At 34.4% G+C, this 15533-nt stretch carries 12 protein-coding genes and 2 pseudogenes; 3 read left to right on the forward strand and 11 right to left on the reverse strand.

Annotated features, from left to right (window positions below):
* Nucleotides 1-121: 121 nt before the first annotated feature.
* Nucleotides 122-3289, forward strand: coding sequence for an efflux RND transporter permease subunit (locus ACZZZT_RS09560; RefSeq protein WP_463460185.1), 3168 nt, complete (start codon nucleotides 122-124; stop codon nucleotides 3287-3289).
* Nucleotides 3282-4715: a TolC family protein gene (locus ACZZZT_RS09565; RefSeq protein WP_463460186.1), complete on the forward strand. Its 1434-nt coding sequence runs from the start codon at nucleotides 3282-3284 to the stop codon at nucleotides 4713-4715. The genes ACZZZT_RS09560 and ACZZZT_RS09565 overlap by 8 nt, the downstream gene beginning before the upstream one ends.
* 90 nt (nucleotides 4716-4805) lie before the next feature.
* Here ACZZZT_RS09565 and ACZZZT_RS09570 read toward each other — a convergent pair whose 3' ends face one another.
* On the reverse strand, nucleotides 4806-4970 hold the full coding sequence (locus ACZZZT_RS09570) for a hypothetical protein (protein WP_165768485.1): 165 nt from the start codon (nucleotides 4968-4970) through the stop codon (nucleotides 4806-4808).
* Between the two features lie 44 nt (nucleotides 4971-5014).
* A pseudogene (locus tag ACZZZT_RS09575) lies at nucleotides 5015-6375 on the reverse strand (GH1 family beta-glucosidase).
* Between the two features lie 446 nt (nucleotides 6376-6821).
* On the opposite strand from ACZZZT_RS09575, the gene ACZZZT_RS09580 reads away from it, so the two are divergent.
* Entirely contained in the window at nucleotides 6822-7193 is a 372-nt protein-coding gene (locus ACZZZT_RS09580) for a lipocalin family protein (RefSeq protein ID WP_463460187.1), read from the forward strand.
* 92 nt (nucleotides 7194-7285) lie between these two features.
* Here ACZZZT_RS09580 and ACZZZT_RS09585 read toward each other — a convergent pair whose 3' ends face one another.
* The 9 genes and pseudogenes from ACZZZT_RS09585 to ACZZZT_RS09625 form a co-directional block, all read right to left on the reverse strand.
* A complete protein-coding gene (locus ACZZZT_RS09585; protein WP_463460188.1) occupies nucleotides 7286-7993 on the reverse strand; it encodes a sensor histidine kinase in 708 nt (235 codons plus the stop codon).
* A 75-nt stretch (nucleotides 7994-8068) separates the two neighbouring features.
* Nucleotides 8069-8428, reverse strand: a pseudogene (locus tag ACZZZT_RS09590) (PAS domain-containing protein); the annotation flags it as partial.
* On the reverse strand, nucleotides 8425-8787 hold the full coding sequence (locus tag ACZZZT_RS09595) for a PAS domain-containing protein (protein ID WP_463460189.1): 363 nt from the start codon (nucleotides 8785-8787) through the stop codon (nucleotides 8425-8427). The gene ACZZZT_RS09595 and the pseudogene ACZZZT_RS09590, both read right to left, overlap by 4 nt.
* Nucleotides 8757-10340: a PAS domain-containing protein gene (locus ACZZZT_RS09600; protein ID WP_463460190.1), complete on the reverse strand. Its 1584-nt coding sequence runs from the start codon at nucleotides 10338-10340 to the stop codon at nucleotides 8757-8759. The genes ACZZZT_RS09595 and ACZZZT_RS09600 overlap by 31 nt, the downstream gene beginning before the upstream one ends.
* A 32-nt stretch (nucleotides 10341-10372) precedes the next feature.
* Nucleotides 10373-10870 (reverse strand): PAS domain-containing protein, encoded by a 498-nt coding sequence (locus ACZZZT_RS09605; RefSeq protein ID WP_463460191.1) that lies wholly within the window; start codon nucleotides 10868-10870, stop codon nucleotides 10373-10375.
* Nucleotides 10871-10880: 10 nt separating this feature from the next.
* Nucleotides 10881-11327, reverse strand: coding sequence for a response regulator (locus ACZZZT_RS09610; RefSeq protein WP_042564616.1), 447 nt, complete (start codon nucleotides 11325-11327; stop codon nucleotides 10881-10883).
* A 453-nt stretch (nucleotides 11328-11780) separates the two neighbouring features.
* Nucleotides 11781-12992 carry an NO-inducible flavohemoprotein gene (gene hmpA / locus ACZZZT_RS09615; protein WP_463460192.1) on the reverse strand — a complete coding sequence of 404 codons (1212 nt, stop codon included), beginning with the start codon at nucleotides 12990-12992 and terminating at the stop codon, nucleotides 11781-11783.
* A 396-nt stretch (nucleotides 12993-13388) separates the two neighbouring features.
* A complete protein-coding gene (locus tag ACZZZT_RS09620; protein ID WP_463460193.1) occupies nucleotides 13389-14147 on the reverse strand; it encodes a LytR/AlgR family response regulator transcription factor in 759 nt (252 codons plus the stop codon).
* A gap of 57 nt (nucleotides 14148-14204) precedes the next feature.
* Nucleotides 14205-15524 carry a RagB/SusD family nutrient uptake outer membrane protein gene (locus ACZZZT_RS09625; RefSeq protein ID WP_463460194.1) on the reverse strand — a complete coding sequence of 440 codons (1320 nt, stop codon included), beginning with the start codon at nucleotides 15522-15524 and terminating at the stop codon, nucleotides 14205-14207.
* Nucleotides 15525-15533 lie beyond the last annotated feature (9 nt).

Here is a 15533-nt window from a genome sequence, read left to right on the forward strand (position 1 = left end):
TAAGTTTTGTTGTAATTGTTTCAGGTTTCAAGTTTCAAGTTGCGCACTGAACCTGAAACTTGGAACCTGAAACCAGAAACTTTCAAATTCCAATTTGGTTTAATCATTAAAAAATATAAAAATGTTTAATAAATTTATTCAAAGACCTGTACTTTCGATAGTTATATCGCTTGTGATAGTCTTTTTAGGGGTGTTGTCGGTGATGAATTTACCAATTACCCAGTTCCCTTCAATTTCTCCTCCAATGGTAAATGTTACGGCAGATTACCCTGGATCAAATGGAGAATTGATGATCAAATCGGTTGTAATTCCTTTAGAAAGAGCTCTAAATGGAGTACCGGGAATGAAATACATGACTTCTGATGCCGGAAATGATGGTGAAGCAAGTATTCAGGTTGTATTTAATTTAGGTACAGATCCTAATCAGGCAGCCATTAACGTTCAAAATCGTGTAGCTTCGGTTACAAATAAGCTTCCTCCTTTAGTAGTAAGAGAGGGTGTAAAAATTACGCGTGAAGTTCCGAGTATGTTGATGTATGTGAATCTTTATAGTACGGATAAAAATACCGATATGAAGTTCTTGTACAACTATGCCGATATCAATGTACTTTCAGAATTAAAAAGGGTAAACGGTGTTGGATCTGGAGATATTTTGGGAACACGTGAATATGCAATGCGTATTTGGTTGAAACCAGACAGAATGCTGGCTTATAAAATTTCTGCAGATGAGGTAATGGAAGCATTATCAAGCCAGAGTTTGGAAGCTTCTCCGGGTAAAACGGGAGAAAGTTCCGGTAAACGTTCTCAGGCGTTTGAATATGTTTTAAAATATTCAGGGCGTTTTACAACAAAAGAACAATATGAGAATATCGTAGTAAGATCAACCAGTAACGGCGAACTTTTACGTTTGAAAGATATTGCAAAAGTGGAGTTTGGAAGTTCGATGTATGATATTTATTCGAACTTAAATGGTAAGCCGTCTGCTGCGATTGTATTAAAACAGTCTTTTGGTAGTAATGCGAATCAGGTTATTGAAGACGTAAAAGCAAAATTGGAAAAAATCAAGCAAAAATTCCCAAAAGGAATGAATTATGAAATATCATATGACGTTTCTAAATTCCTTGATGCTTCTATCGAAAAAGTAATTCATACGTTGATTGAGGCTTTTATATTGGTGGGATTAGTTGTGTTTCTTTTCTTAGGAGACTGGCGTTCGACCGTTATTCCTGCAATTGCGGTACCCGTTTCATTAGTAGGAACTTTTGTGTTCATGACTTTCTTTGATATTTCATTGAACTTGATTACGTTGTTTGCTTTAGTATTGGCAATTGGAGTCGTCGTCGATGATGCAATTGTAGTTATCGAAGCCGTTCACGCCAAGATGGAAGAAGAACATCTTTCTCCATTTAAAGCGACTAAAAAAGCAATGCACGAAATCGCAGGAGCTATTATTGCCATTACATTCCTTATGGCGGCGGTATTTATTCCGGTTGCATTTATGTCTGGTCCGGTTGGGGTTTTCTATAGACAATTTTCTATAACAATGGCAACCGCGATTATACTTTCGGGTATTGTGGCTTTGACTTTAACACCGGCACTTTGCGCAATGATGTTGAAAAACAATCACGGCAAACCGAAAAAGAAAACACCTGTAAATGTATTTATTGATGGTTTTAACAATAAGTTTAATCTCGCTCAGGGCAAATACCAAAATGTATTAGGTAAAATCGTAAACAGAAGAGCCGTTACAATTATTGCGCTTTTAGGATTTTGCGCCGGAACATGGTTAATCAGCAGCACAGTTCCTTCAGGATTTATCCCAAATGAGGATCAGGGAATGTTTTATGCTATTATCCAGACACCTCCGGGATCATCATTGGAAAGAACCAATAATATCGCTGAGAAACTGCAAAAAATAGCAGAAGGAGTAGAAGGAGTAAAATCAGTTTCTTCATTGGCAGGTTATGAAATTTTAACTGAAGGTACAGGATCGAATGCAGGAACTTGTTTGATCAATTTAGAAGACTGGAACGATCGTAAGCAATCTGTACAGGAAATTATGACGGAACTGGAAGAAAAATCAAAAGATATTCCGGGTGCCAATATCGAATTTTTTCAACCACCGGCAGTACCGGGATATGGAGCTGCGGGAGGATTTGAGCTTCGTTTACTGGACAAAACAGGTTCTAGTGATTTCAAAAAACTGGAAGCCGTTAATAAAGATTTCGTAGAAGAATTGAACAAACGTCCTGAATTATCTAACGTGTTTAGTTTCTTTAGTGCGAGTTTCCCTCAGTACATGATGAAAGTCGATAACGATTTGGCTCAGCAAAAAGGAGTTTCTATCGAAAACGCAATGAATACCTTGTCTACTCTTGTTGGTAGTAACTATGAAATTAGTTTTATCAAATACGGTATTAATTATAAAGTAATCGTTCAGGCCGCACCGGAATATCGCGCGCAGCCAGATGATATTTTAAAACTTTATGTAAAAAATGATCGTGATGAAATGGTTCCTTTTTCGGCCTTTATGAGATTAGAAAAAGTATATGGACTTTCGGAAATTACGAGACATAATATGTATACTTCTACAGAAATTAGTGGTGGTGCGGCTCCGGGATACAGTTCTGGTACAGCCATTAAAGTAATTCAGGATGTTGCAGCCAAAAAATTACCAAGAGGATATGATATTGACTGGGCAGGTATTTCTGCAGATGAGGTAGCTCAGGGTAATCAGGCAATTTGGGTATTCCTTATTTGTTTAGGATTTGTGTACTTGGTTTTGGCGGCGCAATATGAAAGTTTTATTTTGCCATTATCAGTAATTCTTTCTTTGCCTGCGGGTATTTTTGGAGCTTTCCTTTTATTAAAAGTTGCAGGATTAGAAAACAATATTTATGCACAGGTTGCCATGGTAATGCTTATTGGTTTACTTGGTAAAAATGCTGTATTGATTGTAGAGTTTGCGATACAAAGGCATGCGGCAGGAAAAACAGTTCTTGAAGCTGCAATGGAAGGTGCAAAAGCAAGGTTCCGTCCTATTTTGATGACTTCATTTGCTTTTATCGCCGGATTATTACCACTTGCATTTGCATCTGGTCCGGGTAAAATTGGTAACAGAACTATTGGTACTGCAGCTGCGGGAGGTATGCTTATCGGAACTATTTGTGGTGTATTTGTGATTCCAGGATTGTATTACATCTTCGCAAAAATTGCAGAGAAACACAAATTGGTTAAACATGAAGAAGAGAATCCATTAACAGAAGAAATTGACAACAATCATGTATAAATTTAAAACATATCAATATGGTGTTGCGTTGGGTGCTTGTCTTGCTGTAGCAAGTTGTAAAGCTCCACAAACGGCAGCCGAAACACCAAGTAAACCAGTTCCTGAGGTTTTTGCAAATAGCAAAGACACAACGAATATGGCAACTATTCCGTGGCATGATTTCTTTAAAGATCAAAATCTGGTAAATTTAATTGACTTAGCCCTGAAAAACAATCAGGAGTTACTGATGACTTTGCAGGAAATTGAAATTGCCAAAAATGACGTTCGCGTTAGAAAAGGACTTTTATTGCCAACTGTTGGCGTTAGAGCCGGAGCGGGTGTAGAAAAAGTGGGTAGATATACAAGTCAGGGTGCGGGTGATGCTTCGACAGAAATTATGCCAGGTAAGGAAACTCCAGATCCGCTAGGCGATTTTAAAATAGCCGCTTACGCGAATTGGGAAGTGGATATCTGGAAAAAATTGCGTAATTCTAAAAAAGCTGCGTTAACCCGATATTTGGCTACTGTTGAAGGTAAAAACTTCGTAGTAACAAGCCTGATCGGTGAAATTGCAAACTCCTATTATGAGTTATTGGCTTTAGATAGTCAGCTTGATATTGTAAAACAGAATATCGAATTGCAATCAAACGCTTTAGAAATTGTAAAAGTTCAAAAACAAGCGGCGAGAGCAACAGAATTGGCAGTTCAGAAGTTTCAGGCTGAGGTTTTAACTTCAAAAAGTCTTGAGTTTGACATTCGTCAGAAAATAAAAGAAGCAGAGAACAAAATTAATTTCTTAGTGGGTCAATATCCACAGGAAATTAAAAGAGACAGAACCAATTTCCTGACTTTGTTACCTTCAACAGTACAATCAGGAATTCCATCTCAATTGTTAGCCAATCGTCCCGATGTTAAGCAAGCTGAATTGCAACTTACAGCTGCAAAACTGGATGTAAAAGTAGCCCGAGCTGAGTTTTATCCATCTTTGGATATCTCTGCAGCGGTTGGTTTTAACGCTTTTAATCCATCGTATTTGTTTACGCTTCCAGAATCGTTATTGTATTCTTTGGCGGGAGATATTGCAGCGCCATTAATTAACAGAAATGCGATTAAGGCAGAGTTTAACAGTGCCAATGCAAGACAGCTTCAGGCGTTGTATAACTACGATAAAACAATTTTGAATGCTTATATCGAAGTTTCAAATCAGCTTTCTAAAATTGATAATTTAGGAAAGAGTTACGATCTAAAATCTCAACAGGTTGATGCTTTAAACATATCTATTGATGTTTCGAATGATTTGTTTAAATCAGCCAGAGTAGATTATTTTGAAGTATTGATGACACAAAGAGATGCTTTGGAAGCTAAACTGGAATTAATAGAAACTAAAAAAGACCAATTAACGGCTGCAGTCAATGTTTATAAAGAACTAGGCGGCGGTTGGAAATAATATTGCCTTGTTAATTTGTAGACAAAAGCCTTTCGGGAGTAAAATCCTGAAAGGCTTTTTTATTTTTGGTTTTGAAAATTCTGAATAGTATTATGACTCCTTCTCATTATTAATCTCGGCTTCTTCTTTTTTTGGAACGTAGTTTAGCTCTTCTTCAATCTTTTTGCGGTCTTTTTTATTTTGTTTGATCAGAATATAAATCAGCAAAACAACGCCAATAATTATTGCACCTATAATAAACCAGTTGATTTCCATAAAATTGCTATTTAAGTTGATGTGAATTTCCGGATTTTGTTTTCTTAGTTTTGTTTTGATAAAAATTCACCAAACCATAATCCTGATTGTTTGATGGTTCTTTTTTGAGTTTCAAAATCAACGTGAATTAATCCGAATCTTGCATTATAACCTTCCGCCCATTCAAAATTATCGGTAAGACTCCAAACAAAATAGCCATCAACATTTAAACCTTCGTGTTTGGCTTTTAAAATCTGTTCTAAATTATCCTGTATAAAATGAGTACGTTTAATATCATATACTTTTCCATTTGTAACAGTATCCGGAAAAGCAGCTCCATTTTCGGTTATAATGATTTTTTTGATGTTTTTATAACCGTTGAATCTTTTCAAAACATGGTATAGGGCAGGAGGATAAACTTCCCATCCCATTTCGGTGGTAATTACATTTCTTTTTTCGGCACTAACAAGTTCGGCACCAATATACGGAATCAGCATTGACGATCTTACTATTTCGCGTGTATAACATTGTAATCCGATGAAATCAAAATCAAAAGCGAGATTGTCAAGATCGCCCTTTACAATATAATTGTTGAGTTTTTTAAGCACAGGCAAATCTTCCTGTGGATATCCAAGTCCTAAAATAGGTTCTATAAAAGTTCTGTTTAGCAGGGTATCGACTCTTTTTGCAGCCTGAACATCTGTAGGTTTGTCAGAGAAAGGTTCAATATGCGTACAGGAGAAAGTAGTGCCAATATTTGCATCAGCAACTTTATTTCGCAATATTTTTGCGCCGGCAACCGTTGCCAATGTTACATGATGCATGGCTTTGATGTAATTGGTAATTCCTTTTTTCCCGGAGCATGAATTCCTAAAAAATATCCTGCGCCTGTAAAAACAGAAGGTTCGTTTATCACCATCCAGTTTTTAACCCTGTCGCCAAAATATTGTGCGCAAACCTCGGTATATTCTGAAAACCATGAAACACATTCCCGATTGGTCCATCCGCCTTTTAATTCCAGCGCATGCGGTAAATCCCAATGATAAAGTGTAATCCAGGGTTCAATTTCGCATTCAATTAAAAAATCAATGATTTTATTATAATAGTCAATTCCTGCCTGATTTACAGGATGAACTCCTGTAGGCATAATACGCGACCAGCTAATAGAAAATCTAAAATTTGGGATATTTAGCTGTCGTACTAACTGAATGTCATCTTTATAAGTATTATAAAAATCACATGCATTAATGGCGTGATGACCATTTTTTATTTTGCCTTTTTGAGAAGTAAAAACATCCCAGATCGAAGCACCTTTACCTTCGGCATCATGCGCTCCTTCAATTTGGAAAGCGGCTGTGGAGACTCCCCACAGAAAATCCTTCCCAAATTGTTCTTTATTTAGTAGTGAGTGGTCAATTTTATTCATTTAAATATGCTGTCCTTTATTTTTTAGTCATTAATGAAGGAAAGTAGTTTGCATTGCTCTTAAAAAAAGCCATTCTTTAAATGAAGTCAGGAATGATAAGTTGAAGAATTTCATGATATATAGTTTTAATCAAATTAATAAAACATATATAAATTGAGCGTAACCTAAAGGTTATGAAATGGTTAACTATATTTTTTGTCCCAAAAATCAATATTGAATAAAAATTAACAAAAGCTTAATTAAAAGAGCTATAAGTGATAATTATGCAACGATATTAGTTAAAATTATCTAAAAATATAAATTATGTAAGAAATGCCAAAAATTATAGAACATACTTCAGCTTCTTTCGGCCTAATTTTGACTTAGTAATTAAAAAATAATTAAAACGAGATCACATCATGAAAAATTTAAAACAAATATTATTCGTAGTAGCATTAAGCTTTGGTATGTTCGCAACATCTTGTAGTAGCGACGATAATGAAGGAGAAACAATTGTTCCAATTCAAGGTAAATTCAACCTAAGTCAAACAGGAACAATCGTTAATGGACAAGAAGTATTGGTAGATGCTCCACAAAATGCAAGTGGATGTAGCAGAGACTATTTAGAGTTAAGATTAAGTAACACAGCAGTTATAGGTGATTACGACGGTGCTAATTGTGCTTTAACAGAAACTACAGGTACTTACGTAAGATCTCATAATGATTTAACTATCACTGTAGGAAATGTAAGTTCAACATCTGATATCATGAATCTTACTAACAAAGAGCTGAAAATTAAAGATAAAGCAACTGGTATTATTACAGTTTATACAAGATAATTTATTTTTTTGAAGCAAATCCTGACTTCATAGAAGCCAGGATTAAAACGGAAACGACTCCATAAAAGTTGTTTCCGTTTTTTTATTTATGATTATAAGGGGATATAGATGTCAAAAGTGGCACCTTTATCCTTTTCACCTTTGGCAGTAATATAGCCGTTATGATTTTCTACAATTTTTTTTACGATAGCAAGGCCAATCCCGGTTCCGTTATATTTTTCTTTTCCGTGTAAACGCTGAAAAACTTCAAAGATTTTGGTGTTATATTGTTGGTCAAAACCAATTCCATTGTCAGAAATACTGATGTGGCAATAACTTCCTTCATTGGTTAAATTGTCTTCAGAGCTTTTTACCTGATGAATTTTACTTTTTATTTTTATAATCGGCTGAATATCCGGTTTAGAAAATTTAAGTGAATTGCTTACCAAATTATATATTAATTGTCTGAATTGAAATGGGATGATATTAATTTCACAAGATTCCGTATTTTCAACAACTGCATTTTTTAGTTCCAGTTCCTCTTTTAGATCTTCTTTTACTTCATTTATAATTTCAGAAATATCTGTTTTTTCGAATATTCTTTCCTGAGTATTTGTTCTTGAATAAGAAAGTAAATCATTAATAAGGGTTTGCATTCTTTTGGCTGCGTTTTGCATTCGCTGAAACTTATCTTTTCCAACATCAGATAAATTTTCAGATTCTCTTTCCATAATCTGTGAAGCAAATGTTTGAATTTTTCGAAGCGGTTCCTGCAAATCGTGACTTGAGATATACGTAAAAGACTGGAGCTCTTTATTCATTTTCTCCAGTTCCGTATTATTGCGCTCCAATTCTTCGGTTCTTGCTGCAACTTGCTTTTCTAATTCGTTTGTAAAAGCCTTTTCAGTTTGAATATCTGTAAAAGCGACAACCCATTTTATGATTTTATTTTCTTCGCCAAAAACCGGCTCACCAATAACGGCGTGCCATCTGTAATTTCCACCTTTGCCTTTTACTCTTACATCGCATCTGTAAACTTCTCCTGTTGCCAGACTATGGGTCCAGACTTTGATATTTTCGTCATAATCATCCGGATGAATCAGAGTTTTCCACTTAGTTTCTCCATTAAGATGAATGCCTGTATATTCAAACCATTTTCCTGATGCAAATAAAACATTTCCATTTTCGTCTGTTTCCCAGATTAATTGCGGAATACTTTCTGTTAAGGAACGGAATCTTTTTTCGCTTTCTTCTATTTTTTTCTTGCCAGAACTTTTTCGGTAACATCAATTATGGTCACTTTTATTCCAGAAATGCTGTTGTCTTTTTCACGCATTGGTGCGTATTCAAAATCAATATACATTTCATGACCGCCGTTTTTGCCATTAATAAAAATTAACGACTCAGACTCAGAATGTACTTTGCCGGTTGTGTAAACTTCGTTTAATAAATGGGCATATTTTTGTTCTTTGAGTTCCGGAAATATGTCTAAGATTTTTTTGTCCTGTACGTCACTTTCATTTTTTCGCCAAATATTTTTTAATAAAACAGCATTAGCCATTTCAATAATCATATCGCGTCCCTTTAGTATTGCCTTTGGTACAGGAGAATACATAACCAGATTGCGGAATCTTTTTTCGCTATCCTCCAGTTCCTGCTGATTTTTTTCTCCAGAGTAGTGTCTCTTATAGTCCCTATTAATTTTTCGGGATTATTGTTTTCATCATAAAAAACTTTCCCCTTGCTTTCCATCCAATGTATCGATTTGTCAAGCCAAATCATTCTCGCTTCATACTGTAAATATCCTTTTCTAAAAGCGCTTTTAAGTGCCTTGTTTCGTACAGGCATATCATCGGGATGAATATGTTTTATTAATTGTTCGTGTGTTAATTGAATATGAGTGTCATAACCGCCAACTATTTCAAGATATTTTTGCGAATAAATGGCTTCTTTTGTTTTTACATTCAATTCCCAGGTTCCTAATTCGCTGGCTTCTACAACAATATTCAGGCGTTCTTCGTTTTGTTCTGTTATTTTTCTTGATTGAACTTTTTCGGTAACTTCGGTAACCGTTACTATAATTCCGGATATTTCGCCATTTTCTTCTTTTAAAGGATGATAAAGAAAATCGAAATAAAGATTTTGCAGTTTTCCGAATTTATTGATTGGTACGGGAAGTTCATTTCCGTGATACGGAATTCCGGTTTCCAATACACCAATTAATAAATCACTTACCGTTTTTTCTGTTTCAGGCAACGAATCAAATAAAGGTCTGCCAACAAAGGTTTTTTCTTCTTTGCCTACTAATTTTAAATAGGCTTCATTTGCCATTTCTACCATAAGTTTTTTACCACGCAAAATGGTAATTCCAACCGGAGCCTGTTTTACAGTATTACGAAAACGCTTATCACTTTCTTCTATTTTTTTCTTTGCCAGATTTAAATCAGTCAAATCAACTCCCGTATTCATTACACCATAAATATTACCATTTATGTCGTAAAGCGGCGTTAAGCTATAATTAAAATAATAAGTATGAAGTTTTCCATTTACCGTTAAATCAAGCGGTGTATTTTGAGTATGAAACGATTTTCCTGTTTCAAGAACCTCATTAATCTGCTCAAATACAAGCTGATTATCAAGTTCCGGCAATACCTCTTTAAAAGATTTTCCGATGACATCATTTCCTTTTCCCCAAATATTGATAATAGATTCATTTGCAAGTTCAATTCGCATTTCTTTCCCCACATAAACTGCAATAGGAAAAGGTGCATTATCTACCAATGCTCGTACTTTATGCTCGCTCTCTTCAACTTTTGCTCTCGATAATACCTGAGACGTTACTTCAATTGCCACGGCTACAATGCCAGAAATACTTCCGTCAGGTTCAGTAAGCGCTTCGTAGGCAAAATTGATATAGGTGTCTTCTATTTTTCCATTTCTGGGAAGTTTAACGAGTTGTTCGTTAGCCGTAATTTTTTCGCCCTTTTTGTATACATTATCCAGTAAACTTTCAAGATAATTGTTTTTAGTTTCCGGTAATGCTTCAAAAATGGGTTTGTTAATGACCTCTTCATTTGTAGTTCCCCATAAATGAACCATTTGCTCATTTGCAATTTCAACAACATGATTTTCACCTCTAAAAACACACATTGCTACAGGAGCCTGCATGATATTATTTCGAAATCGGATATTGCTTTGTTTTAAGGCTTCAGAATTTTTTTCTTTTCAGTCGTTTCAATTACGGTGACCAAAACACCGCCAACTTCTCCATTTTCTTTTTTGATCGGACTATATGAAAAATCAAAATAACATTCTTCTGTAAATCCATTACGGTTTAAAGGCACCATAAAATCAGGAATACTAACGGATTTTCCTTTCATTACATCCGCAAACATAGGTCCAATGGTTTCCCAAATTTCAGAAAATGTTTCTTTCGAACTAATTCCTAAAGCTTCCGGATGTTTAGTTAAACCCAAAATAGGCCGAAAACTGTCATTATATAATTGAGTATATTCATTTCCCCATGCAATGTACATTCCAAAAGGGTTATTAAGAACTACAGACAGCATAGTACAAAGACTTTGGGGCCAAAATGCCGGATCGCCCAAAGGTGTTTTACTCCAGTCTTTAGACCGTATGAGTTTCCCCATTTCTGCGCCACCTTCCAAAAAATACAGCTCTTTATTTGTAATACCCATTCAAATAAATTTAAGGTTGAAGGATGAAATTTTCTCTTGCAGGTTGTTTAAAATTGCTTTCGGAGGCAATGCTTAAAGCGCTTCCAATTACTTTTTTTAATTTAGAAAATTCACCGGGTTTTTGAATATAATAAACAGCTCCTTTTCCGTAAACTAAATCTACGATATCTCTGTCTAAGGAAGTAGAAAAAATAATGACCGGAAGATTTCTATATTCTTCCAGCTGTTTTATTTCCGTTAAACATTCCAGACCATTTTTTCGGGGCATATTTAGGTCAAGAAACAAAATATCGGGTAAATTTTCCGCACCACTTTCAGATAAAAAATCCATAAGTTGTACTCCGTCATTTACCGTTACAAGCGATGTAGGAAGAAGTAATTCGTCGAGAGCTTCTTTAAAGAAGTCACAATCATCTTCGTCGTCGTCTGCAAGTAAAAGATTGTATTGTTGTTTCATTATATTAAGGTAGAAATGTTTTAGCTAATATAAAACTATTTTTTTACAAATATTAATGTGCAATAAATCAAACTCTATAATTTTTTATAGAGTTTAATAAACCGTATTGTCTTTACCTTGATTTTTGGAGAAATAAAAGAAGCCAAATTATTTTTCGTTATTCGTTGTGTTTTCCTGCAAGGTTTCTTGATTTAAATAATTAATCCTGCAAGGTTTCCAAAACCTTGCAGGATTAAAACTGTGAATATTTACTTTTTATTAGAAAATATAAATAATGAAAACAAGTTTGAAATTAAACCCGCAACTAACCACGAACGCATCCAAAAAAACAAAAAAGCAGATTTATTTGTGCAATTAATACTGGCTAATGTAAAGGTGATAAAAAACGTTGTTATCAAATTTTGCAATACTGGAATTAGGTATTTTTTATTTTGAAACCGGACCATTTTCATCTCAATTCAAATTGATAAGTTGAGGTCCGAATTCTTCGTAAAAAATATTTTCCTGACTTACATTTAGATTTACCAAAGCTTCGTATTGTGTTTTAATAAATATTTCGGGACCACAGATGTAATATTTTGCCTGATCCAATAAAATAGAATCTTTGCATTTATGAAGATCAACGCGCCCTTGAATTATTTCACTTTGACTCTCATTTTTATCTCCTAAAGTGTCATAAAAAGTAAAAGTTTCAAGATGTTTTGCTTCTTCTTTTAATATTGTAATCTGATTTTTAAATGCGTGAACAGATTCATTTCTGCAGCCGTGAATCCAGATTGTTTTTTTATTCTGAATGTTGTTTAAATTAGTTTCCAGCATGCTTAACATTGGCGTAAGCCCAACTCCGCCACTGATTAAAACTAACGGATTTGGAGTATCTTTTTCTAAATGAAATAATCCGGCAGGAGCAGAGATTGAAATATGATCGCCTTCTGATTTTGAATGCAAAGTATTCGAAACATAACCTGATGGATTTGGTGCAATGCCGCTTTCTCTTTTTACCGAAATTCTATAATATTCAGGATTAAAAGCGCTTGACAAACTGTATTGTCTGGGTTGCAAAAGTTCTAATTCGGGCACATAAACCTGAACGCTAATAAACTGACCGGCATGATAATTGGTGATTTCTTTTCCATCTTCGGGATAGAGGTAAAAGGATTTGATTTCGGTGGATTCTTCTACAATTTTTTTGATTACGAATTTTCTCCAGCCGTTCCAGCTTCCGGGTTTGGCGCTGTTTTCCTGATACATTTCTTTTTCAATATCAATCATAATTTTTGCAAGCTGATAAAAAGCAACTGTCCAGGCGTCGAGTATTTCCGGCGTTGCAGCTTCTCCAACGACTTCGCCAATTGAAGCGATAAGTTGTGTTCCTACGATTTTATATTGATCGGGCTGGATATTTAAACTTCTGTGTTTTGTTCCAATTCCTTTTAGAACTCCAATTAAAACACTCGGATCGTCAATGTTTTCAGCGTAAGCCAAAACTGCATTTGCCAGCGCCGATTTTTGTCTTCCGTTTGCCTGATTTCCCATGTTAAACATATTTCGCAATTCAGGATGATGCGTAAACATTCTTTTATAGAAATAATTGGTAAGGTCTTCGCCGCTTGCTCTTAAAATTGGAATTGTAGCTTTGATAAGCTCTTTTTGATGTGGATTCATTTTTTAATAATTAGGATTTGATTAGGATTAAATATTCAGATTCTAAAGCAATAAATGTGTTTAGAATTTGATATTTACAAATTTAAATAGGGCGTAAGGCTCTATTTTATGACTCAAATCATAAGAATTAAAAAAGATGGAAATAAGTTAAAGTTATTTTAGAAGCGAATAACTCCGAAAAGATCTAATGAATAGGTTTGCGTTAGGGATAGAAGCGGAAATCCTTTTTTTGAGCTTTTTCTGCTCAAAAAAAGATTGGGAGCGGATAGCCCGACCGGAGGGAACGCCAAAAAAAACTAATTATGATCTAAAAAAGTTAGTCACAAATTTTCACAAATTCGAAACACAATCTAACTTGATAATTTTTTATTCAGGTAGAAAATAATTGAAATTAATTTACGAATTAAGCCAGTTTTTGAAATTATTAATTTCTTTTTTACTTAAAATTATAGGTTCAGTATCGGGAACGGAAATGTTAAGCAATAATTCGATTTTTTGACTCGAATGTTTTACAATTTCCTGGATATGATGTCTGTTGATAATGTACTTTCTATTTATCTTAAAAAATAATTTCGGATCCAGACTATTGATAAGATCTTTAAGATTGCTGTTGTATAAATAGCTGTTTCCCGAATTGGTATGAATAAAAAGATGTTTTCCTGTGGCAAAAAAATAAGGAATTACAGTATCATTTATTGAAATGAGTTTATCTCTGTGATTGACCAAAAAATGATGCTGAATATTGCTTTGGTTTTCAATTTCAACCAAAGATTCAAGAATGGGGTTGGGATTGAAAGTTTCCTTGATGTTTTTGTATTTGGATAAAGCTTCTAATAATTCCTGCTCTTCGTAAGGTTTTAGAAGATAATCGATTGTAAAATGTTTGAAAACTTTTACAGCGTAAGAATCATAAGCGGTAATAAAAATAACGGGGCATGAAATGGTTGCTTCTTCAAAAATGTCAAGACTTTTTCCGTCTCCCAAATGAATATCCATAAACGCAAGATCTACTATTTTTTCTTTAAAAAAAGCCACAGCATCTTTTACAGATTTTAATATCGTTACTTCACTTATGGTGATAATTTGTTGTTGTTCGAGAATTGATTTCAGATAATTTGAAGCCAGATGTTCATCTTCAATGATGGCAATTTTCATTTTCCTTTTTTTTGCAAAGGTAAAAAAAGCTCCGTTAAAAACGGAGCTTAATTCAATCTACAAGTTTGGATTATTTAAACGTGCATTCTTTGGGAATGGTATTGTATAACGAGGATCATTTTGAATTAACTTATATTCAACTCCACCGAAATTATGTATGATTTCTTTTTGAGTCGTTCTTCTCAAGTCAAACCAACGGTGTCCTTCTGCAGCAAATTCACGTTGTCTTTCTAAAGCGATAAACTCAAGAAGTTGTGCTTGGTCCATTGCATCAACTGTTGTAGCAAGTGCAGTATAACCTGCCTCTTTGTATCTGTTTTTAATAAAAGTTAAAACCGTAGTTTTCGCTGTTGTAAGGTCATTCAATTGAGTTGCAGCTTCTGCTTTTGTCAAATATAATTCAGATGATCTAAATGAACATTTTTGAGCAGCATTTCCACCTTTTCTAACTCTAAAGTTGCTTCCACTTGCCTGAAAATACAATGCAAAACGTAAATCATTCGTTTTATCGTAAATATTAGTTAATGCTGGTGCAGCATACATAACTCCTTTTAATTCAATAGTAAAAACATTTTCAAGAGCTAGTATTGATTCAGCGCTATCATAATTATTTACCAAAACCGGAGTCGCGTTTAAATCGATTAAAGTATTTTTTAATGCCAATGCTTTATCAGCAGCTTCTAAGGCTTTTGCCCATTCTTTTTGATAAAGAGAAATACGGGATTCCAAAGCATATATCGAAGCTTTAGAGAAACGGTAATTGATTCCTTTAGTTTGCGTTTCTACATTAAGCAATTTTTTAGCTTGTTCTTTATCAGCATTAATTTGCTCGTAGATTCTTGCTACACTTTCAGGAACAAAAGCCTGCTCTAAATCTATTTCTAAAGCTAAAGGAACACCTTTATCAGTACCTGCTGTAGCAGCATCATAAGGTTTTGCGAACAAATTCAATAAATCAAAATAAGCATAAGCTCTTAATGCATAAGCTTCACCAATTAACTGATCTTTATCTGCAGATGCCTCAAGCTTACCGTTTGCATCGTTGATAATAACATTCGTATAAAAAATCGTAGTATAAAGACGATTGTATTGAAAAGATGTTGTTATTACATCTGGGTTTCCGTCTTTCCAGATATAGATATCTCTAAATAAAACTAACTCATCACTATTTTCATTCATAAGAAACTCATCGCCTCTTGCCGAAGCAAGAGATTTATGAGCAGGATATTGATCATATCCTCTTGTAAGTATTCCTCTGTAATCTGTTAATGTTTGCGGAATTACTTTACCAATAGGTTGTATATCCAGATAATCATCACAACTTACTGTTGCAAGAGCTGCAACAAAAAAGAAGGTGTATTTTAATATATTTTTCATTTTAAATCA

Source organism: Flavobacterium sp. AC274, assembly GCF_979258275.1.